23 protein-coding genes and 1 pseudogene are annotated in these 25,251 nt (G+C 70.5%); 13 read left to right on the top strand and 11 right to left on the bottom strand.

The window, feature by feature from the left end:
* Positions 1–14: 14 nt before the first annotated feature.
* From lgt to AAHM41_RS13455, 4 genes are all read left to right on the top strand, one after another.
* On the top strand, positions 15–839 hold the full coding sequence (lgt, locus tag AAHM41_RS13470) for a prolipoprotein diacylglyceryl transferase (protein WP_342237058.1): 825 nt from the start codon (positions 15–17) through the stop codon (positions 837–839).
* A complete protein-coding gene (locus tag AAHM41_RS13465; RefSeq protein WP_342237057.1) occupies positions 836–1,918 on the top strand; it encodes a class I SAM-dependent methyltransferase in 1,083 nt (360 codons plus the stop codon). The genes lgt and AAHM41_RS13465 overlap by 4 nt, the downstream gene beginning before the upstream one ends.
* A 52-nt stretch (positions 1,919–1,970) precedes the next feature.
* The gene (gene pgeF / locus AAHM41_RS13460) at positions 1,971–2,726 is read left to right on the top strand and encodes a peptidoglycan editing factor PgeF (RefSeq protein ID WP_342237056.1); all 756 of its coding nucleotides are present in this window, start codon (positions 1,971–1,973) and stop codon (positions 2,724–2,726) included.
* Positions 2,727–2,914: 188 nt separating this feature from the next.
* Positions 2,915–3,847 (top strand): ribose-phosphate pyrophosphokinase, encoded by a 933-nt coding sequence (locus AAHM41_RS13455; protein WP_342237055.1) that lies wholly within the window; start codon positions 2,915–2,917, stop codon positions 3,845–3,847.
* A 53-nt stretch (positions 3,848–3,900) separates the two neighbouring features.
* Here the strand turns inward: AAHM41_RS13455 and AAHM41_RS13450 are convergent, their stop codons facing one another.
* Entirely contained in the window at positions 3,901–4,635 is a 735-nt protein-coding gene (locus tag AAHM41_RS13450) for a calcium-binding protein (RefSeq protein ID WP_342237054.1), read from the bottom strand.
* A gap of 206 nt (positions 4,636–4,841) precedes the next feature.
* Between AAHM41_RS13450 and AAHM41_RS13445 the strand changes: the two genes are divergently transcribed.
* Positions 4,842–5,882 carry a hypothetical protein gene (locus AAHM41_RS13445; RefSeq protein ID WP_342237053.1) on the top strand — a complete coding sequence of 347 codons (1,041 nt, stop codon included), beginning with the start codon at positions 4,842–4,844 and terminating at the stop codon, positions 5,880–5,882.
* Positions 5,883–5,885: 3 nt separating this feature from the next.
* Here the strand turns inward: AAHM41_RS13445 and bioB are convergent, their stop codons facing one another.
* Both bioB and AAHM41_RS13435 read right to left on the bottom strand, forming a co-directional pair.
* A complete protein-coding gene (gene bioB, locus AAHM41_RS13440; protein WP_342237052.1) occupies positions 5,886–6,881 on the bottom strand; it encodes a biotin synthase BioB in 996 nt (331 codons plus the stop codon).
* Positions 6,878–7,429, bottom strand: coding sequence for a biotin transporter BioY (locus AAHM41_RS13435; protein WP_342237051.1), 552 nt, complete (start codon positions 7,427–7,429; stop codon positions 6,878–6,880). The genes bioB and AAHM41_RS13435 overlap by 4 nt, the downstream gene beginning before the upstream one ends.
* 124 nt (positions 7,430–7,553) lie before the next feature.
* Between AAHM41_RS13435 and AAHM41_RS13430 the strand changes: the two genes are divergently transcribed.
* Entirely contained in the window at positions 7,554–8,210 is a 657-nt protein-coding gene (locus AAHM41_RS13430) for a GntR family transcriptional regulator (RefSeq protein WP_342237050.1), read from the top strand.
* A 3-nt stretch (positions 8,211–8,213) separates the two neighbouring features.
* Here AAHM41_RS13430 and bmt read toward each other — a convergent pair whose 3' ends face one another.
* Positions 8,214–9,230 carry a betaine--homocysteine S-methyltransferase gene (gene bmt / locus AAHM41_RS13425; RefSeq protein WP_342237049.1) on the bottom strand — a complete coding sequence of 339 codons (1,017 nt, stop codon included), beginning with the start codon at positions 9,228–9,230 and terminating at the stop codon, positions 8,214–8,216.
* A 208-nt stretch (positions 9,231–9,438) separates the two neighbouring features.
* Here bmt and mbfA point away from each other — a divergent pair, with 208 nt between their 5' ends.
* Positions 9,439–10,395, top strand: a complete 957-nt coding sequence (gene mbfA / locus AAHM41_RS13420; RefSeq protein WP_342237048.1) for an iron exporter MbfA — start codon at positions 9,439–9,441, stop codon at positions 10,393–10,395.
* On the opposite strand, the gene AAHM41_RS13415 is transcribed toward mbfA, so the two are convergent.
* Positions 10,392–11,921, bottom strand: coding sequence for a trimethylamine methyltransferase family protein (locus AAHM41_RS13415; RefSeq protein ID WP_342237047.1), 1,530 nt, complete (start codon positions 11,919–11,921; stop codon positions 10,392–10,394). The genes mbfA and AAHM41_RS13415 overlap by 4 nt on opposite strands.
* Positions 11,922–12,131: 210 nt before the next feature.
* On the opposite strand from AAHM41_RS13415, the gene AAHM41_RS13410 reads away from it, so the two are divergent.
* Entirely contained in the window at positions 12,132–13,256 is a 1,125-nt protein-coding gene (locus tag AAHM41_RS13410; RefSeq protein WP_342237046.1) for a 2OG-Fe(II) oxygenase, read from the top strand.
* A 64-nt stretch (positions 13,257–13,320) separates the two neighbouring features.
* Here AAHM41_RS13410 and AAHM41_RS13405 read toward each other — a convergent pair whose 3' ends face one another.
* Together AAHM41_RS13405 and AAHM41_RS13400 are read right to left on the bottom strand one after the other, a co-directional pair.
* Positions 13,321–13,743: a hypothetical protein gene (locus AAHM41_RS13405; protein WP_342237045.1), complete on the bottom strand. Its 423-nt coding sequence runs from the start codon at positions 13,741–13,743 to the stop codon at positions 13,321–13,323.
* Positions 13,744–13,774: 31 nt separating this feature from the next.
* Positions 13,775–13,966: pseudogene (locus AAHM41_RS13400) on the bottom strand (RNA polymerase sigma factor); the annotation flags it as partial.
* A gap of 241 nt (positions 13,967–14,207) precedes the next feature.
* Between AAHM41_RS13400 and AAHM41_RS13395 the strand changes: the two are divergent.
* Positions 14,208–15,512 (top strand): aminotransferase, encoded by a 1,305-nt coding sequence (locus tag AAHM41_RS13395; RefSeq protein WP_342237044.1) that lies wholly within the window; start codon positions 14,208–14,210, stop codon positions 15,510–15,512.
* A 19-nt stretch (positions 15,513–15,531) separates the two neighbouring features.
* Here AAHM41_RS13395 and AAHM41_RS13390 read toward each other — a convergent pair whose 3' ends face one another.
* The gene (locus tag AAHM41_RS13390) at positions 15,532–16,422 is read right to left on the bottom strand and encodes a LysR family transcriptional regulator (RefSeq protein ID WP_342237043.1); all 891 of its coding nucleotides are present in this window, start codon (positions 16,420–16,422) and stop codon (positions 15,532–15,534) included.
* Positions 16,423–16,538: 116 nt separating this feature from the next.
* On the opposite strand from AAHM41_RS13390, the gene AAHM41_RS13385 reads away from it, so the two are divergent.
* The gene (locus tag AAHM41_RS13385) at positions 16,539–17,426 is read left to right on the top strand and encodes an EamA family transporter (RefSeq protein WP_446719448.1); all 888 of its coding nucleotides are present in this window, start codon (positions 16,539–16,541) and stop codon (positions 17,424–17,426) included.
* Between the two features lie 3 nt (positions 17,427–17,429).
* Here the strand turns inward: AAHM41_RS13385 and AAHM41_RS13380 are convergent, their stop codons facing one another.
* Entirely contained in the window at positions 17,430–18,101 is a 672-nt protein-coding gene (locus AAHM41_RS13380; RefSeq protein WP_342237042.1) for a carbonic anhydrase, read from the bottom strand.
* A gap of 171 nt (positions 18,102–18,272) precedes the next feature.
* On the opposite strand from AAHM41_RS13380, the gene AAHM41_RS13375 reads away from it, so the two are divergent.
* From AAHM41_RS13375 to AAHM41_RS13365, 3 genes are all read left to right on the top strand, one after another.
* A complete protein-coding gene (locus AAHM41_RS13375) occupies positions 18,273–19,307 on the top strand; it encodes an ABC transporter ATP-binding protein (RefSeq protein WP_342237041.1) in 1,035 nt (344 codons plus the stop codon).
* Positions 19,308–19,449: 142 nt separating this feature from the next.
* Positions 19,450–20,472, top strand: a complete 1,023-nt coding sequence (locus AAHM41_RS13370) for a Fe(3+) ABC transporter substrate-binding protein (RefSeq protein WP_342237040.1) — start codon at positions 19,450–19,452, stop codon at positions 20,470–20,472.
* 46 nt (positions 20,473–20,518) lie between these two features.
* Positions 20,519–22,195 (top strand): ABC transporter permease, encoded by a 1,677-nt coding sequence (locus AAHM41_RS13365; RefSeq protein WP_342237039.1) that lies wholly within the window; start codon positions 20,519–20,521, stop codon positions 22,193–22,195.
* Positions 22,196–22,204: 9 nt separating this feature from the next.
* Here the strand turns inward: AAHM41_RS13365 and AAHM41_RS13360 are convergent, their stop codons facing one another.
* The gene (locus AAHM41_RS13360) at positions 22,205–24,349 is read right to left on the bottom strand and encodes an ASKHA domain-containing protein (protein ID WP_342237038.1); all 2,145 of its coding nucleotides are present in this window, start codon (positions 24,347–24,349) and stop codon (positions 22,205–22,207) included.
* Positions 24,312–25,226 carry a methyltetrahydrofolate cobalamin methyltransferase gene (locus AAHM41_RS13355; RefSeq protein ID WP_342237037.1) on the bottom strand — a complete coding sequence of 305 codons (915 nt, stop codon included), beginning with the start codon at positions 25,224–25,226 and terminating at the stop codon, positions 24,312–24,314. The genes AAHM41_RS13360 and AAHM41_RS13355 overlap by 38 nt, the downstream gene beginning before the upstream one ends.
* Positions 25,227–25,251: the final 25 nt, after the last annotated feature.

The following is a 25,251-nucleotide window of genomic DNA, read 5'->3' as shown; positions in this document are numbered from 1 at the left end:
GAACGGGAACACACATGGGTTGGTTCGATCCGGTCGCCCTGCAGATCGGCCCCATCGCGATCCGCTGGTACGCGCTCGCCTACATCGCCGGCTTCATCCTCGGCTGGCGCTATGCCCTCTGGCTGACCCGCCGCACTGCGCTGCCGCCCGACCGCACGGCGCTGGACGACTTCCTGACCTGGGCGGTGATCGGAACCATCCTGGGCGGCCGGCTCGGCTATGTCCTGTTCTACAATCTCGACGAATATCTGGCCGCCCCGCTGTCGATCCTGGAAATCTGGCATGGCGGCATGTCCTTCCATGGCGGCTTCCTCGGGGTCAGCGCCGCCATCATCCTGTTCGCCCGCAGCCGCGGCTTCTCGCCCCTGCTGCTGGGCGACGTGGTCGGCGCCGCCGCGCCGATCGGGCTGTTCTTCGGCCGCATCGCCAATTTCGTGAACGGCGAGCTGTGGGGCCGCGTCACCGACGAGCCCTGGGGCATCGTCTTCCCCAATGGCGGGCCGCTGCCGCGGCACCCCAGCCAGCTTTACGAGGCCGGGCTGGAGGGGCTGGTGCTGTTCCTGATCCTGCTGCCGCTGGCCGCCAGCCCGCGCATCCGGGCCAGGCCGGGCATCGTGCTGGGCGCCTTCATCGCCTGGTATGGCGTGTCGCGCTTCCTGGTCGAATTCGTGCGCGAGCCGGATGCCCAGCTGGGCTATCTGATGGGCACCGACTGGTTCACCCGGGGCCAGCAGTTGTCGATCCCGATGATCCTGATCGGCCTCGCCGTGGTGCTGTGGGCCACGCGCCGGCCGGCGGTCGAGGCCCCTGCCCCGGCCGCCTCGCCACCGGCCGCGTGACCGCGCTGCTCGACCTGCTGCGCCGCCGCATCGCCGTCGCCGGCCCGCTGACGGTGGCGCAGTACATGGCCGAGGCGCTGGGCCATCCCCGGCACGGCTACTACGTCAAGCAGGACCCGTTGGGCGCGGCCGGCGACTTCACCACCGCGCCGGAGATCAGCCAGGTCTTCGGCGAGCTGATCGGCCTGTGGTGCGCCGATCTGTGGCAGCGGATGGGCGCGCCCGACCCGGTGCTGCTGGTCGAGCTCGGCCCCGGCCGCGGCACGCTGATGCAGGACGCGCTGCGCGCCATCGGCCGCGCCGCGCCCGGCTTCCGCGCCGCGCTGCGGCTACATCTGGTCGAGACCAGCCCGGCCCTGCGCACCGCCCAGGCGGCGCGGCTGGCCGACGCCGATCCCGCCTGGCTGGACCGGCTGGCCGATCTGCCGGACGGGCCGGCGCTGGTGGTCGCCAATGAGTTCTTCGACGCCCTGCCGATCCGGCAATGGCAGCGCGGGGCCAAGGGCTGGCACGAGCGGCTGGTCGGCTGGGACGAAGCGACCGGCCGGCTGCGCTGGGAGCTGTCGGCCCGCGCCGATCCCGGGCTGGCGCTGATTCCGGAGGCGGTGCGGGACGCGCCGGAAGGCTCGATCGCCGAGGCCTGCCCGGGGGGGCTGTCGCATGCCACCCTGCTCGGCCGGCGTCTGGCGCAACAGGGCGGCGCCGCGCTGATCGTCGATTACGGCCCCGCCCGCAGCGCACCCGGCGACAGCTTCCAGGCGGTGCGGCGCCACACCTTCGCCGACCCGCTGGAGGCGCCGGGCGAGGCCGACCTGACCGCCCATGTCGATTTCCAGGCCCTGGCCCAGGCCGCAACCCAGGCCGGAGCCGACGCCCAAGGCCCGGTGACGCAAGGCGCATTCCTGGAGGCGCTCGGCCTGCGTGCCCGCGCCGCGCAGCTCAAGAAGGCGTCCCCGGCCCGCGCCGCCGAGATCGACGCCGCGGTCGACCGGCTGGCCGGGCCGCAGCAGATGGGCAGGCTGTTCAAGGCCCTGGCCCTGACCGCGCCCGGCCTCGGCGCGCCGGCGGGATTTCCCTGACCCGGCCGGCAATGCTATTCCGGTCCCGTCCGAACCGGCCGGAGCCCACCCCGTGATCACCGTCGACGCCCTCGCCCTGCCCGGCATCGGCCATGGCTTCTTCCCGCGCACCGGCGGCGTCAGCGAGGGCATCTTCGCCTCGCGCAACTGCGGCTTCGGCTCCGGCGACCGGCGCGAGGCGGTGGCGGAGAATCGCGACCGCTGCCGGCGCGAGCTCGGACCGGCTGAGACGCTCTTGACCGTCTACCAGGTGCACAGCCCCAATGTCGCGACCGTGACCGGGCCCTGGACGCCGGAGACGTCACCCCAGGCCGACGCCATGGTCACCGACCGGCCGGGCCTGGCGCTCGGGATCCTCACCGCCGACTGCGCCCCGATCCTGTTCGCCGATGCCGAGGCCGGGGTGATCGGCGCCGCCCATGCCGGCTGGAAGGGCGCGCTCGGCGGCGTCACCGACGCCACCGTCGTGGCGATGCAGGCCCTGGGCGCGGTGCCGGAGCGGATCGCGGCCGCCGTCGGCCCCTGTATCGGGCCGGACAGCTACGAGGTGGGGCCGGAGTTCCGCGACCGGTTCCTGACCGAGGATCCGGACAGCGCCGGCTTCTTCCACACCCCCGGCGCCCGGCCGCATTTCGATCTGCCGGGCTATGTCGCCCGTCGCCTGCACCGGGCCGGGCTGCGCGACGTCACCGTCACCGGACTCGACACCCTGGCGCGCGAGGACCAGTTCTTCAGCTATCGCCGCACCACCCTGCGCAAGGAGCCGGATTACGGCCGGCAGATCTCGGCCATCCTGCTGACGGGCTGACCGCCATGCCGCATCTGATCACCCTGTTCCTGTTCATCATCCTGGCGCTGCTCGGGAGCTGCGTGCTGATGCTGATGTGACAATTCGGGGTCAGGGTTGCGTGAAGTCCGTTTACACCCAGATGCGCGCGGGATATACGCAGCCGCATCCGGCCCCGGCCACCGCCCGAGACCACCGAGCCGCCCCGCATGAAAATCATCGCCTGCAACAGCAATCGCCCGCTCTGCGAGGCGATCGCCGCCTATTTGCAAATTCCGCTGACCAAGGCCCAGATCCGGCGCTTCGCCGACATGGAGGTCTTCGTCGAGATCCTCGAGAACGTCCGCGGCGAGGACGTGTTCGTGATCCAGCCGACCAGCTTCCCGGCCAATGACAACCTGATGGAGATGCTGGTCGCCATCGACGCGCTGCGCCGCGGCTCGGCCCGCCGGATCACCGCGGTGATGCCCTATTACGGCTATGCCCGGCAGGACCGGAAGACCGGCCCGCGCACGCCGATCTCGGCCAAGCTGGTGGCCAACCTGATCACCCGCGCCGGCGCCGACCGGGTGCTGACCCTCGACCTGCACGCCGGCCAGATCCAGGGCTTCTTCGACATCCCGCTGGACAACCTGGTGGCCGCGCCGGTGTTCGTGAAGGACATCCGCAGCCGCTTTTCCAGCGACAACCTGGTCATCGTCTCGCCCGATGTCGGCGGCGTGGTCCGCGCCCGCTCGGTGGCGCAGCGCCTGGACGCCGACCTCGCCATCATCGACAAGCGGCGCGAGCGCGCCGGCGTGTCCGAGGTGATGAACGTGATCGGCGACATCGACGGCCGCCGCTGCATCCTGATCGACGACATCGCCGACAGCGCCGGTACGCTGTGCAACGCCGCCGTCGCCCTGATGGAGCGCGGCGCGTCCGAGGTCTTCGCCTATATCAGCCACGGCGTGCTGTCGGGCGGCGCCGTCGCCCGCGTCGGCGCCTCGCCGATCAAGGAGATGGTGACGACCGACAGCATCCTGGCGACCGAGGCGGTGCGGCTGAGCCACAATGTCCGCCAGCTGACCATCGCCCCGCTGATGGCCGAGGCGATCCTGCGCATCGCCGAAGAGAAGTCGGTCTCCAGCCTGTTCCAGTAAGCGCGGGCCGGCACCCCTTGGGAACCGGCCCGCTTCGTCTTGCGTGATCGGGGCTACAGCGCGAAGTCGCCGGCGGCCAGGCCCAGATGGCCGGAGAGGACGATGCTGAAATCGGAGGCGCCGTCGCCGTTGACGTCGCCGGAGACCACGGTGTCGGTCCCGCTGTAGTAGTAATGCAACTCGCCGGCATGGTGGGTGTAGGCGCCGGTACCGAGGAAGCGGAAGGCCTGGTTGCCGGCCGCGCCGCTGCTGGCATCGATGCCCGACAGGTCGATCTTGTCGCCCTGGGCGTGGCTGAAATCGGTGATCCGGTCGGCGTTGGCCCCGGTCACGCTGTCACCGAGGGTGGTGAAGTGGTAGCGGTCCGCCCCGGCGCCGCCGGTGAGCGTGTCCTTGCCGGCCCTGCCGAAGAGGGCGTCGTTGCCGTTCCAGCCCTGCAGCACATTGGGGCCGGTAGTGCCGTAGAGGCCGTCGCCGCCCTGGCTGCCGGAGAGGTTCTCGATGCCGAAGAGGGCGTCGCCCTGGGCCTCGCCGCCGCTGCCGAGGCCGCTGGCGAGGCTGACCACGACGCCGATGGTGCCGCTATAGTAACTGGCGGTGTCGCTGCCGAACCCGCCATCGAGCCGGTCGGCCCCTGCCCCGCCGCGGAGCACGTCGTTGCTGTCCCCGGCGTTCAGCGCGTCGTTTCCGGCGCCGCCGCCGCGGCCGGACATCGTGTCGTCGCCGGCATTGCCGTAGCCGGACGGCGGGATGAGGTTGTCGTATTCGTCGCCTTCGAAACGCGTCATCGAATTCTCCTGAACGGGTAGAGTGAGGACGCAGGACGCCCCTGCCGGCATGCCGCATCCCGGGCCGATCTCGACGTCCGCACTTTCCGTTCAGGGTGATGAAACAGGCCCTAGCACAGCAATCCCCGACGATTGGGGGATGGACTCCCTTTCCATCGCCTGGCCCCGCTGGCTAGTCTGGCGCGGCAGCACGCAGCGGGGCCGGCATGAGCACGACGCTTCCTTCCTTCTTCGATCCGGCCCGGGCCGGCGACTGGTCGTACCGGCCGGACATCGCCGGGCTACGCGCCGCGGCCGAGGACTGGCGTGGCGAGATCAAGACAGTCGAAGGGACGCGCACGGACCTGCTGCTGATCGACCTGCAGCGCGATTTCTGCCTGCCGGAGGGTGCGCTCTATGTCGGCGGCCGCTCCGGGCGCGGCGCGGTCGAGGACACGGCGCGGATCGCCGCCTTCATCCACCGCAACCTCGGCGCCCTCTCCCGGATCGTCCCGACCTTCGACACCCACACGCCGCTGCAGATCTTCCACCGCTCGTTCTGGGCCGATGCCGACGGCCGCTCGCCCGCCCCCTTCACCGTGATCACCGAGGAGATGCTGGCCGGCGGCACGCTGCGGCCGAGCCCGGGCGTTCTGGCCCTGCTGCCCTCCGACGTCGCGACGGAGGGGTGGGTCGAGCGGCAGTTGCTGCACTATGTCCGCAGCCTGGCGCGGCAGGGTCGCAACGCCCTGATCGTCTGGCCCGACCATTGCCTGATCGGGTCTGAGGGGCACGCCATGCCGGGGCTGGTCCAGGAGGCCTGGCTGTTCCATGCCCTCCTGCGCGGCGCGCCGACCCCCGTGATCATCAAGGGCGACGATCCCTGGAGCGAGAGCTATTCCGCCTTCGCACCCGAGGTGCCGGACCGCTGGGACGGCGGGCGGCTGGTGCAACCGCAGGACGATGCCGCGCTGCTGGAGCTGCTGCGCGCCGACCGGATCGTCGTCGCCGGCCAGGCCGCCAGCCATTGCGTGCGCTGGTCGGTCGACGATCTGCTCGATCGGATGCGGGCGCTCGACCCGGCCCTGCCGCGCCGGGTCTATGTCCTGCGCGATTGCATGTCGGCCGTGGTCGGGCTGGATGGCGAAGGCCGGCCGGTCCCGGCGCTGGACTTCACCCCGCAGGCCGAGGAAGCCTTCGCCCGCTGGGCGGAGCTCGGCGTCCACATCGTCGAGTCCGGCCAGCCAATGGCGGAGTGGCCGCGATAGGGTTCAGGCTGGCGCCAGACCGTCGGTCACCGCCCTGAGCCCGAGCTTGTCCAGCAGCCGGGCGTCGCGATCCAGCCCCGGATTGGCCGTGGTCAGCAGCACGTCGCCGAGGAAGATCGAGTTGGCGCCGGCCAGGACGCACAGCGCCTGCAGCTCGTCGCTCATGGTCTGCCGGCCGGCGGAGAGCCGCAGCACGCTGCGCGGCAGCAGGATCCGCGCCACCGCCACCAGCTGGACGAAGCCGATCGGATCGGGCGTCTCCGCCGTCGCCATCACCGGAGTCCCCACCACCTCGGCCCACAGGTTCAGCGGCACGCTTTCCGGATGCGGCTCCATCCCGGCCAGGAGCAGCAGCAGGCCCAGCCGGTCGTCGACTGCCTCGCCCATGCCGACGATGCCGCCGCAGCAGACCTTGATGCCGGCGGCGCGGACATGCTCCAGCGTCTCCAGCCGGTCCTGCAGCGTCCGGGTGGTGATGATCCGGCCGTAGAACTCCGGCGAGGTGTCGACGTTGTGGCTGTAGTAGTCGAGCCCCACCGCCTTCAGCCGGTCCGCCTGCGGCCGGGTCAGCATGCCGAGGGTGACGCAGGTCGACATCCCCAGCGCCTTGACCCCTGCCACCATCTCGCAGACCCGGTCGAGGTCGCGGTCCTTCGGGCTGCGCCAGGCCGCGCCCATGCAGAAGCGCCCGGCCCCGGCGGCCTTGGCCTGGGCCGCCCGGTCCACCACCGCGCCAGGATCCATCAGCCGCGTGGCCTTGACACCGGTGTCGTAGCGGGCGCTCTGCGAGCAGTAGCCGCAATCCTCCGGGCAGCCGCCGGCCTTGATGCTGAGCAGGCTGGCGGTCTCGACCTCCGCCGGATCGAAGCTCTCGCGATGGACCAGCTGGGCCCGATGCAGCAGCTCCGGAAACGGCAGGCCGTACAGCGCCTCGGCCTCGGCCCGCGTCCAGTCGAACCGGACCGCGGGCCTGGAACCGGAGGCGTCAGCCGCCGTCACGCAGCCCTCCGGACGCGGCGCAGGGCGAGGGTCACGGCGGCGGCCAGCAGCACCTTCAGCGCGTCGCCGAGCAGGAAGGGCGCGACGCCGGCGGGGATCACGGCCGCCCAGCCGGTGAACTGCGCCAGCCAGAGGCAGCCGAGGAGATAGATCACGCCCAGCCCGGCCAGCATCGGCACGACGGTGGCGATCATCCCGCCCGGGCGACGCCGGATCCATTCGCCGGCCAGGAAGGCGGCGACGACGAAGCCGAGCAGATAGCCGCCGGTCGGGCCCACCAGCGGCGCCAGCCCGCCGCTGCCCCCGGCCAGGACCGGCAGGCCGACCGCGGCCTCCGCCAGGAACGTTGCGACCATCGCCGCCGCCAGCCGGCCGCCGGCCAGCCCGGCCAGGAGGAAGGTGGCGCAGACCTGCATGGTCATCGGCACCGGCCAGAACGGGATCTGGATCTGGCCGCTGAGCGCCATCAGCAGGCTGCCGCCGATGATCGCGGCGGGGACGCGCCAGCCGGCCAGGGCGGGCAGCGGTGCTTCGACGGGAGAATGCATGACTGACTCCTCAAGATCATAGATAATCTCTTTGATTAGTCTATGATTGTTGTGACTCAGTCGAGTCTATAGGCACCAAACCCGGCGCGCACTGATTTACTCAGTAGATAATCTATGATCCAGAATGCCGAAGACTGACGTTTCCCAGCAGACCGTCGCCGACCGGATCGCCGAAATCCTGGCCGAGCGGATCGTGACCGGCGAGCTGGCGCCGGATGCGCCGCTGCGCCAGGACCACATCGCCCACGAGTTCGGATCGAGCCATGTGCCCGTCCGCGAGGCCTTCCAGCGCCTGCAGGCCCAGGGGCTGGCGGTGAGCGAGCCGCGGCGCGGCATGCGCGTGGCGCCGCTGGACGAGCGGTCGATGCGCGAGGTGGTCGAGATCCGGGCGGCGCTGGAGGTGCTGGCGCTGCGCCATGCCGCCCGCCGGCTGACGCCGCTGCAGATCGAGCGGATCGACGACGCCGTCGCCGCAGGCGACCGGGCGCAGTCCTTCGCCGAATGGGAGGCGGCCAATCGCAGCTTCCATCGCGAGCTGGTGGCGGCCTGCCGCATGCCACGCCTGCTGGCGATGCTGGCGGAGCTGCAGCTGGCCAATTCCCGCTTCACCTTTGCCGCGACCCGGTCGGCCGGGTGGCAGCCGCGCTCGAACCAGGACCACCGGCAGATCCTGGACGCGCTGCGGCGCGGCGCCGTCGATCAGGCGGCCGCGCTGCTGGGCCGGCATATCCAGACGCTGGAGCGGGTCGGCGGCGCTCCTGCCGAGCCCGCGAGTCTCTGAGGATCAGGCCCGGCGGCGCCGGCGGCCTTCGCGCTCGCCGCCGCCTTCGGCCGGGCGGCCGGACTGGGCCTTGATCGGGCCCAGCAGCCGCTCGACCGTCTCGACATCCGGCACCGGGCCGCGGGCGCTGCCGTTCACCGCCGCGACCATGGCCCGGATATGCTCCGGCGTCGTGCCGCAGCAGCCGCCGATGATGCGGGCGCCGGCATCGCGCGCCAGCACGGCGTAGTCGGCCATGATCTCCGGCGTGCCGTCATAGACGATGGCGCCCTCGCGATATTGCGGGATGCCGCAATTGCCCTTGGCGACGATGATGTCGCCGGTCTCGGAGGCGCGCACCAGGCCGAGGATGCTGTCCAGCAGCTGGGCCGGACCGATGCCGCAATTGGCGCCGAAGGCGCTGGGCCGGCAGGCGCAGTTGCGGCCATGGGTGATCGCCGCCTCCGGCGTCAGCCCCATCATGGTGCGGCCGTTGGTGTCGAAGGTCATGGTCGAGACGATCGGCAGGCCGGTGCGCGATGCGCCCTCGATCGCCGCCTGAATCTCCTCCGCCGCCGAGATGGTCTCGATCCACAGCACGTCGACGCCGCCCTCGGCCAACGCCTCGGCCTGCTCGGCGAAGGCAGCGACGCCCTCCTCGTAGCTGAGCGCGCCGACCGGTTGGAAGATGTCGCCGGTCGGGCCCATCGACCCGGCGACGATGACCGGACGGTCGAACTCCTCCGCCACCGCGCGGGCGATGCGGGCGCCGGCGACATTCAGCTCGCGCACCCGGCCCTGGGCGCTGTGCAGCGCCAGCCGCCGCGCATTGCCGCCGAAGGTGTTGGTCAGGATGATGTCGGAGCCGGCCTCGGCGAAGCCGCGATGCACCACCTGTACCCGCTCCGGCCGCTCGATGTTCCACAGCTCCGGGCTGTCCCCGGTCTCCAGCCCCTGGGCGAACAGGCCGGTGCCCATGCCGCCATCGGCGAACAGGATCGGCTTGGCGGCGAGGAGATCGTGGAAACGGGTGCTGGACATGGCCGGACCTTCCTGAAACCGCGGCGGGCGCAGAGCGACGGTACCGCCGGGCTGATGCGAACTCCATCTAAATATAAGGACATCGTTATGAATTTATATCCCGCCTGCGACGCGGGCTCGCCCGGCCTCGCCGCGCTGCGAGTCGTTCGTCATTGCCTTCGCCCCGCGCCCGGATGAGAAGCAAAAGGCGAGCGAAGCGGAGACGACGATGAAGGACTTTTCCGAGCTGACCGAGCGCGAGATGCTGGCCCTGGCGATCGCGCTGGAGGAGGAGGACGCCCGGATCTACGGCGATTTCGCCGAAGGCCTGGCCGCCGACTTCCCCGCCTCGGCCGCGGTGTTCCGCGGCATGTCGCGGGAGGAGGACGGGCACCGCCACCGGCTGCTCGAGCTCTATAAAGGCCGCTTCGGCGACCACATCCCACTGATCAACCGGCACCTCGTCCGCGGCTTCATCCGCCGCCGCCCGGTGTGGCTGTCCCGGCCGCTGTCGCTGGACACCGTGCGCAAGCAGGCCGAGGCGATGGAGGCGGAGACCCGGCGCTTCTACGAGCGCGCCGCCGGCCGCGCCACCGACGCCTCGATCCGCCAGCTGCTGGGCGATCTGGCGGCGGAGGAGCGGCGGCACGAGCATGTCGCCGGGCAGCTGGAGGCGAAACACGTCCCGGCCAAGGTGCAGATGCGCGAGGGCGAGGATGAGCGCCGGCTGTTCGTGCTGCAGATCGTGCAGCCGGGCCTGGCCGGGCTGATGGACGGGTCGGTCTCGACCCTCGCGCCGCTGTTCGCCGCGGCCTTCGCCACGCATGACAGCTTCGACACCTTCCTGGTCGGCCTCGCCGCCTCGATCGGCGCCGGCATCAGCATGGGCTTCGCCGAGGCGCTGTCCGACGACGGCAGCCTGACCGGCCGCGGCCGCCCCTGGCTGCGCGGGCTGGTCTGCGGCGGCATGACCGCGCTGGGCGGCCTGGGCCACACCCTGCCCTATCTGATCCCGGATTTCCGTGTCGCCACCGGTATTGCCGTCGCCGTGGTGGCGGTCGAGCTGGCGGCGATCTCCTGGATCCGCCACCGCTTCATGGACACGCCACTGCTGTCCTCAACCTTCCAGGTCGTGGTCGGCGGGCTGCTGGTGTTCCTGACGGGGATTCTGATCGGCAGCGCCTAGTCGCTCGGCACCCCGCCCTCTTCCTTGCGCTTCGCGACGAAGGCGTCGAGCTCCTCGGCGATCGCTGGGTCGAGCGGCGGCGGCTCGTATTCGGCGAGGATGCGCTTGTACAGCTGGTGCGCCCGCTGGGTGGCATCCGGCGCCCCGACCTCCTGCCAGCTCTCGAAATTGCGCCAGTCGGACAGCAGCGGCGCGTAGAAGGCGGTCTCGTAGCGCGCCAGCGTGTGCTGGCAGCCGAAGAAATGGCCGCCCGGCCCGACCTCGCGGATGGCGTCGAGGCCGAGCGTGTCGTCGTCGACCACGATCGGCTTCAGGAACTCCGTCATCGTCTGCACCAGCTCGGCATCGATGATCATCTTCTCGAAGCTGGCGCGCAGCCCGCCTTCGAGCCAGCCCAGGCTGTGCATGACCATGTTGGCGTGGCCCTGCACCGCGGCCCAGAGCGACACCATGCTCTCATAGGTCGCCTGTGCGTCGACCGCGTTCGAGGCGTTGGTGTTGGAGGAGCGATACGGCAGGCCGTAGCGCCGCGCCAGCTGGCCGCCGGCCAGCGCCGCCTTGGCGTATTCCGGCGTGCCGAAGGCCGGCGCCCCCGACTTCATGTCGACATTGGAGGTGAAGCCGCCATACATCACCGGCGCGCCGGGCTTGATCAGCTGGATCAGGGCGATGGTCGCCAGCGCCTCGGCATTCTGCTGCGCCAGCGCGCCGGCCAGCGTCGCCGGGGCCATGGCGCCGGCCAGGGTGAAGGGCGTGACCGTGACGATCTGCCCCGCCTGCGCCATCTCGACCAGGCCCTCGATCATCGGCCCGTCCAGGCGCAGCGGCGAGGAGGTGTTGACCACGGTGAACAGGCTGGGCTCGCGCTGCAGCTGATCGCGGGTCACGCCTCGGGCGATGCGGGCGATCTCGATGCCGTCGCGCATCCGCACCCGGCCCAGCGCATAGGCGTGGAACGGCTTGTCGGACAGGGTGACGAAGGCGCGCAGCGCGTCGAGATGCCGGGTCGAGGGATGCAGATCCACCGGCTCGACCGGATAGCCGCCGAAGATGTGCATCGCGTTCAGCGTCTGGCCGAGGCGCAGCAGGTTGCAATAGTCGCGATAGTTGCCGACCCGCCGCCCGCCCTCGATGTCGGAGACGTTCGGGGCCGAGCCGACCGAGGCGAAGACGATGGAGCGGCCGCCGATCCGGACATCCCGCTCCGGGTTGCGGGCGTGAAAGGTGTAGGCGGAGGGCGCCTTCGCCACCGCGTCCAGCACCAGGCCGCGATCGAATCGGACGCGGCGGCTGCCCGGCGTGGTCTTGGCCCCGGCGCGACGCAGGATCTCGATCGCCTCGTCGTGCAGGAAATCCATCCCGATCTCTTCCAGGATGGTCAGCGACGCCTCGTGGATGCGCTCGATCTGGTCCGGGCGCAGCACCTCGACCGGCGGCATCGGGTTCTCGACCAGCTGCCACGGGAGCTGGTGGAGGCCACCTGCACCGTCACGGCGTCGGCGGGGCGTGGTGCGGGTGCGGCTCATCCTGACCTCGTCTCGATCTCGGGCGAATCCCGGCGTTCAACCCTTGCACGGCCGGGGTGAAGGAACGCCGCCCGGATTCGCCATGCAGCAGCCTCGTCGCGACACGCATCGCACCTATCACGACATGTGACATCGGGCACGACGGCGGCCATAATCCTGCTGTAATATGCGAGCAGCTCTCAACTGGACTGTATTTTCGTGGAGGATTGAATGCCCCGTCTGCTGGAGCCCGGCGATCCCGTGCCGCTCTTCGTGGTTCCGACGCCGCAGCGGCCGGATTTCCGTTTAGATACCGTGGCCGGGCGCTACGTCGTTCTCAGCTTCCTGGGCTCGGCCGGAGACGCGCAATCGGCACGGCTGCTGTCGGCGATCGCGGCCGAGGTCGGGCCCTTCAACGACGGCCACGCCGCCTTCTTCGGCGTCACCCAGGACAAGAACGACGCCCAGCCGGGACGGCTGCCGACCCGCGTCCCCGGCCTGCGCCATTTCTACGACTTCGACGGCAAGATCAGCACCAGCTACGGCGCCGACCAGCGCAAGGTCAGCTACGTGCTGTCGCCCGGCCTGCGCGTGCTTGCCCGCTTCCCGATCGAGGACGGTGCCGAGCATGCCAAGATCCTGGCGGATTTCGTCAGCCGGCTGCCGCCGCTGACCCGGCTGGGCACGGCCACGCCGGGTGCGCCGGTGCTGGTGGTGCCGTATCTGTTCGAGTCGGAGTTCTGCCGCGCCCTGATCGACTACTACAGGAAGGTCGGCGGCGAGGAGAGCGGCTTCATGCAGTCGCTGCCGGACGGCCGCACCGCCGCCGCGGTCGACCATGCGCATAAGAAGCGCAAGGACGCGACGATCGAGGACGATACGCTGCGCCTGGCCATGAAGGCCCGGATCGAGCGGCGCCTGGTGCCGGAGATCAAGAAGGCGTTCCAGTTCAACGCCACCCGGATCGAGCGCTACATCGTCGCCTGCTACGATTCCGGCGAGGGCGGCTATTTCCGCGCCCATCGCGACAACACCACCAAGGGCACGGCGCATCGCCGCTTCGCCGTCACCATCAACCTGAACGCCGACGAGTTCGAGGGCGGCGAGCTGCGCTTCCCCGAATACGACAGGCACAGCTACAAGGCGCCGACCGGCGGGGCCGTGGTGTTCTCCTGCTCGCTGCTGCACGAGGCGCTGCCGGTGACCAAGGGCACGCGCTACTGCACCCTGCCCTTCCTGTATGACGAGGAAGGCGCCAAGATCCGCGAGCAGAACCTGTCCTATTTCGCGGACGAGGATCTGCGCAGCCAGCTCGAGCGCAACCTGCTGGGCAAGGAGGCGAAGGCCGCCGGCTGACGCACCGGACGGATCGGCCGCCCCTGCGGGCCGATCCGAACCGAGCACCGACCGCTCAGTCGCCTCATCCGTTCGGGCACCCCGGCGGGGCCTGTACCAGCCCGATGCCGTAGATCGGGTCGTGCCCGGGTGCGCCGAGATCCTGGGCCCGGGATACCAGCCGGCGCAGCACCGCCGGCTCGCCATCCGCCGGCTGCGGATCGGCGGCCAGGGCCGGGACCACGAAGGGAACCGCGAAGGACGTGCCGGTGACCAGGCGGGCCGTGCCGGAGGCGTCGGTCACCGGCCCCCGCACCCCGGGCGCCACGACATCGACATAGGGGCCGCGATTGGGCGTGGCATAGGCGAAGTCGAGCGGCGGCAGCGACGCGGTGCCGGACGGCCGGTACAGGTGATGCAGATCCAGCAGCAGGTCGGGAAAGCGCCGCTGCAGCACGGACCGGGCCATCCCCGGCGTCATGCCGCCGGGGATGCGCAGCCGGCGCATCCGTGCGCCGCATCCGGCACTGGCGGAGCCGGTCGACCCAGGTGGTCTGGGCGATCCGGAACAGCCAGCTGTCCAGCCGTGAGCCCGGCGTGAACTGGTGCGAGCGGGCCAGCGCCTTCTCGCAGGCCGCCTGCACCAGATCGTCGCCCTCGTCCCGCGACCCCGCCAGGCCCCAGGCGAAGCGCCGGAGCCGCGGCAGATGGGCCGCAAGGTTGGACCGCACCTCGTCCCCCACACTGTGTCTTCCCTTCCCGCTACGGGGACAACGGCCGAGGCCGGTCCCTATTCCCCGGGGGCCATATACGGCGGCCGGGTGGCTCTTTCATCCAACGGGCCGCCATGCCCCCCGACACGCAACCGGCAATCCAGAGCCGCCGCCGCCGCATGGCTCCGCTCTGGCCCCGCGGCCCCCGGCCCCGCTAGCCTTCGCATCGTTCCGCCACGACTGCGCCCCGGAGACGGCCATGCAGCGCCTCGAGACCATGATGACCGACGACCTCCGCGCCTTCCGGCGGCAGGCGGGGGACCGGCATGTCGCCTTCCGCGCCCGCGGGCTGAAACTGGACAGCAGCCGGGGCAAGCCGTCGGCGGAGCAGCTCGACCTGTCGAATGGGCTGCTGTCCCTGCCCGGGCCGGACGGATACAAGGCGGCCGACGGCAGCGACTGCCGCAACTATCTCGGCGACGTCCGCGGCCTGCCGGAAGCGCGGGCCCTGTTCGCGCCCATGCTGGGCGCGCCGGCGGAGCAGGTGCTGGTCGGCAACAATTCCAGCCTGACGCTGATGCACGATATCATCGCCTTCGCCCTGCCGCACGGCGTGCCGGACGGCGACAAGCCCTGGGCCGCGCAGGGGCCGATCACGTTCCTGTGTCCGGTGCCCGGATATGACCGGCATTTCGGCATCTGCGAGGGCTTCGGCATCCGCATGATTCCGGTGCCGCTGACCGGGCACGGGCCGGACATGGATGTGGTCGAACGGCTGGTGGCGCAGGACCCGTCGGTCAAGGGACTATGGGCCGTACCGAAATACAGCAACCCGACGGCCGAGACCTATTCGACCGAGACGGTGGAGCGGCTGGCGGCGATGCCCACCGCGGCCCCGGACTTCCGGCTGTTCTGGGACAACGCCTATGCGGTGCACCATATGACCGACCGGCCGCATGTCCTGGCGAACATCCTGGAGGCCTGCGCCCGGCACTGCCACGCCAACCGGCCCTTCATCTTCGGCTCGACCTCGAAGATCACTCTCGCCGGCGCCGGCCTGGCGCTGTTCGCGAGCTCGGCTGCCAACATGGATTGGGCCCGCAAGCATCTGTCGCGGCAATCGATCGGCCCGGATAAGCTGAACCAGCTGCGTCACGTCCGGCTGCTGCGGGACGAGGCCGGCATCGCCGCGCTGATGGAGCGGCATCGGCAGATCATCGTGCCGAAATTCCAGCGCGTGCAGGCGGTGTTCGGCGAGCATCTCGGCGAGGCCGGAATCGCCCGCTGGACCGAGCCCGAGGGCGGCTACTTCGTCAGCCTGGACGTGCGGCGCGGCTCCGCCCGCCGGACCGTGGCCCTGGCGCAGGAGGCCGGGGTGGCGATGGTGCCGGCGGGAGCGACCTTCCCATATGGCCGTGACCCGGACGACCGCAACATCCGCATCGCCCCGACCTTCCCGGCGCTGCCGGAGGTGGGGCTGGCCGCCGAGGGCGTGGCGCTGTCGGTGCTGGTGGCGACCAGCGAGGCGATCCTGGCCGAGCGCGAGGCCGGCGGCGGCCACTGACGATGGGCTGCCGCCTGGATTAAACCCTGGCGAAGATTTCGACGATGAAGTCGACGAAGGCGCGGACCTTCGGGACGAGGTATCGCTTCGACGGGTAGACGGCGTAGACCGAGGTCTCGACCGCCGACCAGCCGTCCAGCACGGTCGCGAGGGTTCCACGGGCGATATCGTCCGCCACGTAGCGGCGGGGCACGAGGCTAAGGCCGAAACCGGCGAGCAGCGCATCCCGCACCGCGATGCTCGAGGTGACCTTGTACCGGCCGTCGATCGGCACCCGGACCGCCTCCCCGCCCCGCCGGAACGCCCATTCATCGGCATGGCCGGACAGCGTGAATTGGACGCAGTCGTGGCGACGGAGGTCGTCCGGCCGCTCGGGCGCGCCCCGGCGCCCGATATAGTCCGGCGATCCGCAGACGACATGGTCGAGCGTGAACAGCTTCCGCGCCACCAGGCTCGATTCCTCCAGGCTGTCGCTGCCGCGGATCGCGACGTCGTACCCCTCCTTGACGATGTCGACCCGGCGGTCGTCCAGGGCGAGGTCGAGCGACAGCTCCGGATAGCGGGCCAGGAAGCCCGGGATCGCCGGCGACAGGGTCAGCAGCGTCAGTGAGACGGGGGCGGTCACGCGCAGCAGCCCGCTCGGCTTGTTCTGCAGCGCGCCGAGCGACCGGTCGGCATCCTCGATGTCGTCGAGGATGCGGCGGACCTGCTGGTAGTAGATCGATCCCGCCTCGGTCAGGCTCATCCGGCGCGTGGTCCGGTTCAGGAGCCGCGCCTGGACATGTCGCTCCAGCTCGCCGATGTTCTTGCTGACCGCGGCCGGGGACAGCTGCAGCGCCTTAGCGGCATGGGCGAAGCTGCCCAGTTCCACCGCCGTCCGGAACACCTTCAGCGCGACCATATGGTCCATATCGTTCACTCTCGGTGGCGAGTGTCGCCACCATATCGATCGTTATCTCGCAGGGGTGAAGATAGTACGGTATCGGCGAGAAGAGGCAGTGGGCCTCGAATGCGCGTGAGGCGGCCGTGGCGATCTCCCTTGCCCAGAAGGATGCGAAGGCGAATGCCGGCCACGTGGCGGCGGTGCTGACCACCGCCATCGCGCCGGCGATCTGGGGCAGCACCTACTACGTCACCACCGCGTTCCTGCCGCAGGGCTATCCGCTGACGGTCGCGATGCTGCGCGCCCTGCCGGCCGGGCTCCTGCTGCTGGCCTTCGTCCGAACCCTGCCGACCGGCCTCTGGTGGGGCCGCGCCTTCATCCTCGGGGCCCTGAACTTCTCGTTCTTCTGGGCCATGCTGTTCGTCTCGGCCTACCGCCTGCCAGGCGGGGTGGCGGCGACGGTCGGGGCGATCCAGCCGCTGATCGTGATCGCCCTGGCGCGGCTGGTGCTCGGCCGGGCCGTGCGGCCGCTCGCCGTCGCGGCCGGCATCGCCGGGGTGATCGGCATTGCGCTGCTGGTGCTGACGCCGAGGGCGGCGCTCGACCCGATCGGCATCGCGGCCGGCCTGGCCGGCGCGGCCTCGATGGCCTGCGGCACGGTGCTGACGCGGCACTGGCAGCCGCCGGTCAGCAACCTGACATTCACCGCCTGGCAGCTGACGGCGGGCGGCCTGCTGCTGATCCCGCTGGCGCTGTGGCTGGAGCCGGCACTGCCGCCCCCGACCCTCGACAACGTGCTCGGCATGGCCTGGCTCGGCCTGATCGGCGCGGCGCTGACCTACATACTGTGGTTCCGCGGATTGGCGCGGATCGAGCCGAGCGCCGCCGCCTCGCTCGGCTTCCTCAGCCCGCTGGTCGCGACGCTGCTCGGCTGGCTGCTGGACCAGAGCCTCACCCCGCTGCAGCTGGGCGGCTTCGTCCTGGTGGTCGCCAGCGTCTGGCTCAGCCAGCGGGCCGCCATGGCCCGGTAAGGATCAGGGGCCGCGGATGGCCGCGAGCCCGCCGCGCCCCTCCTCCACCACCGGCTCGAATTCGCCGGTGTCCGGGTCGCGCACCAGCAGCCGGCCCGAGGCGACGCCGAAATAGGCGCCGTGCAGCTGCAGCTTGCCGCGCCCGACCAGGATCGAGACGCAGGGGAAGGTCATCAGGTTCTGCAGGCTCAGCTCGACCGAGGCGAATTCGAGCCGGCGCAGATAGCCGTCGCCGTCCTCCGGTTTGCGGGGACCGAGGCTTTCCGCCGCGGGGGCGATCTGCGACATCCAGCGGCCGATGAAGTCGCCGGGCGACAGCGGCTCCTGCTCGTCGGCGAAGGCGCGGATGCCGCCGCAATGGGCGTGGCCCAGCACCACGATGTGCTTGACCCGCAGCGCCTGGACCCCGAATTCGAGCGCGGCGCTGGTGCCGTGCTGGGTCTCCCGGTCGGGCTCGTAGGGCGGCACCAGGTTGGCGACGTTGCGCACCACCAGCAGCTCGCCCGGCGCCGCGTCGAAGATGACCTCGGGCGATACCCGCGAATCGACGCAGCCGATGACCATGATCTCGGGCTTCTGCCCGGCCTCAGCCAGCATCTCGTAGCGGCTGCGCTCGGCGGCGAACCGGCCGTTGAGAAAGGCGCGATAGCCCTCGGTAAGCCGTTCGGGAAACATGGCCGCTCTCACATCCACCTCGCCGCGACAAGGAATGCGGCAGAAGCGTGGCAATAGCAAACGGCGCCGTCCGCGCCAATACGGACCGCGCAACGGATCGCGGTTGGATCGCCGCCGGGTCTGCTCTAAGCAGGGCGGGGACCACAGGGCGGAATCGAGAGTGCGGACCGAATGCTGACGCTGGAGCGCATCTGCCGGAGCTTCGGCACCGTCCGGGCGCTGGACGGCGTATCGCTGTCGATCGCGCCTGGCGAGATCGTCTGCCTGGTCGGCCGGTCCGGCTGCGGCAAGTCCTCGCTGCTGCGCATCGTCGCCGGGGTCGATGCCCCCGACAGCGGCCGGATCCTGCTGGATGGCGCGGAGATCGCGGGGCCGGGCGGCTTCGTCGAGCCGGAGGACCGCAACATCGGCTTCATGTTCCAGGACTACGCGCTGTTCCCGCATCTGTCGGTCGAGGAGAACGTCGCCTTCGGCCTGAAGCGGCTTCCGCGCGAGGCGGCGCGCGCCCGGGCGGCGGAAGTGATCGGCCGCATCGGCATCGCAGCGCTGGCGGGCCGCTATCCGCACACGCTGTCGGGCGGCGAGCAGCAGCGCGTGGCCCTGGCGCGGGCGCTGGCGCCGAAGCCGATCATCCTGCTGATGGACGAGCCCTTCTCCAACCTCGACCGCGGCCTGCGGGAGCAAGTGCGGGAGGAGACCATCGCGACGCTGCGGGCCCTCGGCACGACGGCGATCATGGTCACGCATGACCCCGAGGAGGCGCTGTCGGCCGGCGACCGGGTGGTGCTGATGCAGAAGGGCCGCATCGTCCAGGTCGGCACCGGCTACGAGATCTACGACCACCCGAACTCGCTCTACGCCGCCGAGTTCCTGTGCTCGCTCAACCGGATCGCGGGCACCGTCCGCGACGGCCGGGTGGAGACGCCGCTCGGCACCTTCCCCGCTCCGACCACCCTGCCCGAAGGCAGTGCCGCCGTGGCCTGCATCCGGCCGCAGGCCCTGTCCCTGTCACGTCCGGGCGCGGGCCTGCCAGGGCGCATCGTGAGCATTTCCTTTCTGGGCGAGATCGAGCAGCTGTCGATCGAGGTGGAGGGCTTCCCGGACATGCTCCGCCTGCGCACCACCAGCCGGATCGACGTCCGGCCGGGCGAGCCGATCGCGGTCTCCGTCGATCCGGGCAGCGTCCTGGTGTTCGCCGCCGAGTGAGGCCGGATGCCACGAGCGTAACCAAGCGGCTTGACGGCGCGAATTCATCTGTGCTGGAGCAAATGCGTCTTGGTCGCAGTATGATGGAGCAAACGCGTCTTGGTCGCAGCTCCGACCAGACAAGCACAGGGGGAGTCGCACCATGAGGGACGTTTCCGTATTCCGGCTCGCGCTTCTGGCGGGTGTCGTCATCGTCGGCACCGCCGGCACCGCCGCAGCCGACATCAACATCTACACGACGCGCGAGCCGGGGCTGATCCAGCCGCTGCTCGACGCCTACACCGCCAAGAGCGGCGTCAAGGTGAACACCGTGTTCCTGAAGGACGGGCTCGCCGAGCGGGTCGCAGCCGAGGGGCAGAGCTCGCCCGCCGACCTGCTGATGGCGGTCGACGCCGGCAACCTGGCCGACCTGGTGGACAAGGGCGTCACCCAGCCGATCGAATCGAGCGTCCTGACCGCCGCGGTGCCGGAACAGCTGCGCGATCCGGGCAACCACTGGGTCGCGCTGTCGGTCCGCGCCCGCCTGCTCTATGCCGATAAGGACCTCGACCTGACCGCCTTCAACTACGAGGATCTGGCCGATCCGAAGTGGAAGGGCAAGGTCTGCATCCGCTCCGGCCAGCACCCCTACAACACGGCGCTGTTCGCCGACTACATCGCGCATTACGGCGTCGAGAAGACCGAGGCCTGGCTGACCGGGGTCAAGGCCAACCTGGCCCGCAAGGCCGGTGGTGGCGACCGCGACGTGGCCAAGGACATCCTCGGCGGCATCTGCGACATCGGCGTCGCCAATTCCTACTATGTCGGGCTGATGCGGTCCGGTAAGGGCGGCGAGGAGCAGATCGCCTGGGGCAATGCGATCAAGGTGATCCTGCCGACCTTCAAGGATGGCGGCACCCAGGTGAATGTCAGCGGCGCAGCCCTGGCCAAGCATTCGCCGAACAAGGCCGAGGCGGTCAAGCTGCTGGAGTACCTGGTGTCCGACGACGCCCAGAAGATCTATGCCGAGGCCAATTACGAGTATCCGGTGAAGGCCGGTGCCCAGGCCGACCCGATCATCGCCTCCTTCGGCGAGTTGAAGGTCGATTCCGTGCCGCTGACCGAGATCGTCAAGCACCGCAAGCAGGCCAGCGAGCTGGCCGAGAAGGTCGGGTTCGACGGCTGACGGACGGTCCGGGTGCGGCGGAATCCGCGCCCGCCGTCTCCCCGCGATGACCCAAGCCGTTCTGCAGCAGGCCCCTGCCCCGACCGTTGCCCGGCGCAAGCCGGGGCGGCGTTGGCTGTCGGCCGCCGCCTTCATCGGCGGGCTGGTCGCCCTGCCCGTCCTCTCCTTGGCCTGGGAAGCGCTGCAGGGGTCGATCGGGCTGTGGCCGCACCTGTTTGCTTATGTGCTGCCGCCGGCGCTGGGCCAGACGGCCATGCTGCTGTTCGGCGTCGGCGTGATCGTCACCGTGATCGGCACCTCGAGCGCCTGGCTGGTGACGGCCTACGACTTCCCGGGCCGCCGGCAGCTGGAATGGGCGCTGCTGCTGCCGCTGGCGGTGCCGACCTACATCATCGCCTACGCCTATCTCGACATCCTGCACCCGCTCGGCGCGGTGCAGGGGGCGATCCGGGCGCTGCTGGGCTATTCCAGCCCCCGCGAGCTCCGGCTGCCCGACATCCGGTCGATGGCCGGCTGCATCGTGCTGCTGGGCTTCGTGCTGTACCCCTATGTCTACATCACCACCCGGGCGATGTTCCTGACCCAGGCGGCCAACCTGGTCGAGGTGTCGCGCACGCTCGGCACCCGGCGCGGCCAGGTGTTCCGGCGCGTGGCGCTGCCGCTGGCGCGGCCGGCCATCGCCGTCGGCGTCAGCCTGGCGCTGATGGAGACGCTGAACGACATCGGCGCCTCCGAGTTCCTGGGGGTGCGGTCGCTGACCATCTCGGTCTACACCACCTGGGTGACGCGCTCGGACCTGCCCGGCGCGGCGCAGATCGCCCTGGCGATGCTCGTGCTCGTGGTCGCGCTGGTGGTGATCGAGCGCTGGGCCCGCCGCCGGCAGCGCTATTGGACCGCGGCGCAGCGCACGCGCAGCTTCACGCCGCACCGGCTCGCCCCCCTCCCCGGCCTTGCGGCACTGGCGCTCGGCCTCGTTCCGATCCTGATCGGCTTCGCCGCCCCGGCGCTGTACCTCGCGGTCGAGGCGTGGAAGCGGTTCCGGTTCAACGGGATCTCCGACCGGCTGCTGTCCGAGGCGATCAACACCGTGGCCCTGTCGGCGATCGCGACCATCACCGTGCTGCTGTTCGGCGTGATCGTCGCCTATACGGCGCGGTCGCGGCCGGGACGGGTGGCGGCTGCGCTGCAGCGGCTCTCGACCCTCGGCTATGCCATGCCGGGCACGGTGATCGCCATCGGCATCCTGGTCCCGGTCGCCGCGCTCGACCAGGTGATCGACCGGGCAGCGAGCGCATGGCTCGGTGTCTCGACCGGGCTGCTGCTGATCGGGTCCGGGGCGGCCCTTGTCTATGCCTATGTCGCCCGGTTCCTGGCGATCTCCACCGGCGCGGTCGAGGCCGGGTTCAGCCGCATCCCACAGTCCTTCGACCAGGCGGCGCGCAGCCTCGGTCAGACCGTGACCGGCACCTTCCGGCACGTGCATCTGCCGCTGTCCAGGGCCGCGCTCGCCGCCGCCGGGCTGCTGGTGTTCGTCGACTGCATGAAGGAGCTGCCGGCGACCCTGCTGCTGCGGCCGCTCAATGTCGAGACGCTGGCGACGCATCTCTACGGCGAGGCGGCGCGCGGAACCTATGAGGAGGCAGCGATCGCCGCCCTCGCCATCGTCCTGGTCGGGATCCTGCCGGTGGTGCTGCTGGCCCGGATCGGCCGGCGCAGCACGTAGGCGCCGGCCTCAGCCGCGCCGACGCCGGCGCCGCCCCCCTTCGCCGTCGCCGGCCTCGGCTACCTTCGGCGCCGGCAGCTCGACCACGGCGGCGAGGTTCGGGAAGGCGGCGGTCTTGTGCGGCAGAGCCATCGCCTCGACGAAATGCTGCTGGAACATCGGCTCGACCGCGGTCTCGATCTTCTCGACCCGGCGCACCACCTGCTCGATCTCGGCGCGGGCCGCGCGGCTGACCAGGGCGATGCGGGCGCCGGTGCCCGCGGCGTTGCCGCCGGCCACCACCTTGGCCAGGTCGCAATCCGGGATCAGCCCCAGCACCATGGCGTATTTCACGTCGATATGGCTGCCGAAGGCGCCGGCCAGGGTGATGCGGTCGACCTGGTCGACGCCGAGCTTGTCCATCAGCAACCGCACCCCGGCATAGAGCGCGGCCTTGGCCAGCTGGATGGCGCGGACGTCGTTCTGGGTGACCCGCAGCTCGCGCTCGCCGTCGCGGTGCAGGACGTAGCTGAAGGTGCGGCCGTCGGCGACGATACGGTCGCTGCGCGCCGCCATGCTGCCATCGATCACCCCGTCCTGGGTGATAATGCCGGCCAGGAACATCTCGGCCAGCACCTCGATGATGCCGGAGCCGCAGATGCCGGTGACGCCGGTGCGGCGGACCTTCTGGGCGAAGCCCTCCTCGTCCGACCACAGCTCGTTGCCGATGATGCGGAAGCGCGGCTCCAGCGTGTCGCGATCGATCCGCACCCGCTCGATCGCCCCCGGCGCGGCGCGCTGGCCCGACGAGATCTGCGCGCCCTCGAAGGCCGGACCGGTGGGGCTGGAGCAGGCCAGCAGCCGGTCCTTGTTGCCCAGCACGATCTCGGCATTGGTGCCGACATCGACGATCAGCCGCAGGTCGTCCGACTTGTGCGGCTCTTCCGACAGGATCACCGCGGCGGTGTCGGCGCCGACATGGCCGGCGATGCAGGGCAGCACATAGACCCGGGCGTTCGGGTGGATCCTGAGGTCGATCTCGGTCGCCCAGATGTTGATCGCCTGGTCGGTGGCCAGGGCGAAGGGCGCGCCGCCCAGCTCGATCGGGTCGATGCCCAGCACCAGGTGATGCATGATCGGGTTGCCGACCAGCGTCACCTCCAGCACGTCCTCGACCTCCAGTCCGGCCTGGGCGGTGACGTGCCGGGCGAGGTCGTTCAACGCCTCCCGCACAGCCTCGGTCAGCGCCTTGTCGCCGCCCGGGTTCATCATGATGTAGCTGACCCGGCTCATCAGATCCTCGCCGAAGCGGATCTGCGGGTTCATGGCGCCGCCGGAGGCAACGACCTCGCCGGTCTCGATGTCGCAGAGATGGCAGGCGATGGTGGTGGAGCCGACGTCGTAGGCCAGGCCGTAGATCTTGTCGCGGAAGCCCGGCCAGACGGCGAGCAGACGCTTCACCCGCTGCTCGCGCACCGCCACGGTGCAGGTCCAGCCGCCGTCCCGAAGGGCCTTCTGCAGCCGCTGCACCACCCGCAGGTCGCAATCGAGGCCAGTGATGCCCCACTGTTCGGCCAGCGCCTCCTCCAGCCGGCGCAGGTCGCCGGAAGGATCGTGCATGTCGGGCTCGCGCACCTCGACATAGTAGAGCTTGACCGGCGGATCGACCTCGATGACCCGGTGCTCGGCATCCTTGCGGACGACCTGCTTGTGCACCTGGCTCTCGGGCGGCACGTCGACGACGAGATCGCCCTGGATCAGGGTCTGGCAGGACAGCCGACGGCCCGGCTTCAGCCCGCGCTTCTCGGCATAGCGCAGCTCCGCCGCCCCGGTCTCCGAGGCGTGGCCGGCGCGGGATTCGATACCGTGCTTGGCGAACTGGCCGTCGCCGATCTCGACCTGGCAGCGGCCGCAGATCGACCGGCCGCCGCAGACGCTGTCGACATCGACGCCCAGAGACCGCGCCGCCTGCAGCAGCGGCGTCCCCAGCGCGAAGCGGCCGCGCCGGCCGGACGGGGTGAAGACGACCAGCGCCCTCTGGGTCGCACCCTGACCAGGCGGCTGCCCGGGATCGATCATGTTCATCGCCAACCCGTCACCCTCGCAGCGCCCCGGCCGAGGCGCCGCATCGTCATAGTCACTGCGCCGCCCGGCGCCGACGCCCTTCGCGGCCACCGCGCGCGCCCGCGGCCTCGGCGCCTTCGGCCGCCGGCTCGCGGTACTGCCGGATCCAGCGGGCACAGTGCGGATCGTGCCCCATCATCGTGTCGGCGCCCAGCACCGCCTGCAGGCTCTCCGCATGCAGCGGATTGGTGATCGCCGAGGTCATGCCGGCGCCGATCGCCATGGTCAGGAAGGCGGCGTTCAGCCCGTGGCGGTTCGGCATGCCGAAGCTGACATTGGACGCGCCACAGGTGGTGTTGACCTTCAGCTCCTCGCGCAGCCGGCGGACCAGGGTGAAGACCTGCCGCCCGGCGGTGTTGATGGCGCCGATCGGCATCACCAGCGGGTCGACCACGATGTCGGCGTAGGAGATGCCGTGGTCCCGCGCCCGCTCGACGATCTTCTTGGCGACGGCGAAGCGGACGTCGGGATCCTCGGAGATGCCGGTCTCGTCATTGGAGATGGCGACGACCGCGGCGCCGTACTTCTTCACCAGCGGCAGCACCGTCTCCAGCCGCTCGTCCTCGCCGGTCACGGAATTGACCAGGGCCTTGCCCTTGTAGACGGCCAGCCCCGCCTCCAGCGCCGCGACGATCGAGCTGTCGATCGACAGCGGCACATCGGTGATCGACTGCACCAGCTGGATGCATTCGGCCAGGATGCGCGGCTCGTCGGCCAGCGGGATGCCGGCATTGACGTCCAGCATCTGGGCCCCGGCCGCGACCTGCGCGAGCGCGTCGGACTGCACCCGGCTGTAGTCGCCGTTCTTCATCTCCTCGGCCAGGATCTTACGGCCGGTCGGGTTGATCCGCTCGCCGATGATGACGAAGGGCCGCTCGAAACCGATGGCGATCTCCTTGGTCGCCGAGCTCACCACTGTGTCCGTCATGCCCTGCCTTCGGATGCTGGAGTTC

This window comes from Inquilinus sp. OTU3971, from assembly GCF_038440215.1.
Note: the sequence above shows the minus strand (reverse complement) of the source record. Positions and strands in the feature narration are given on the sequence as shown.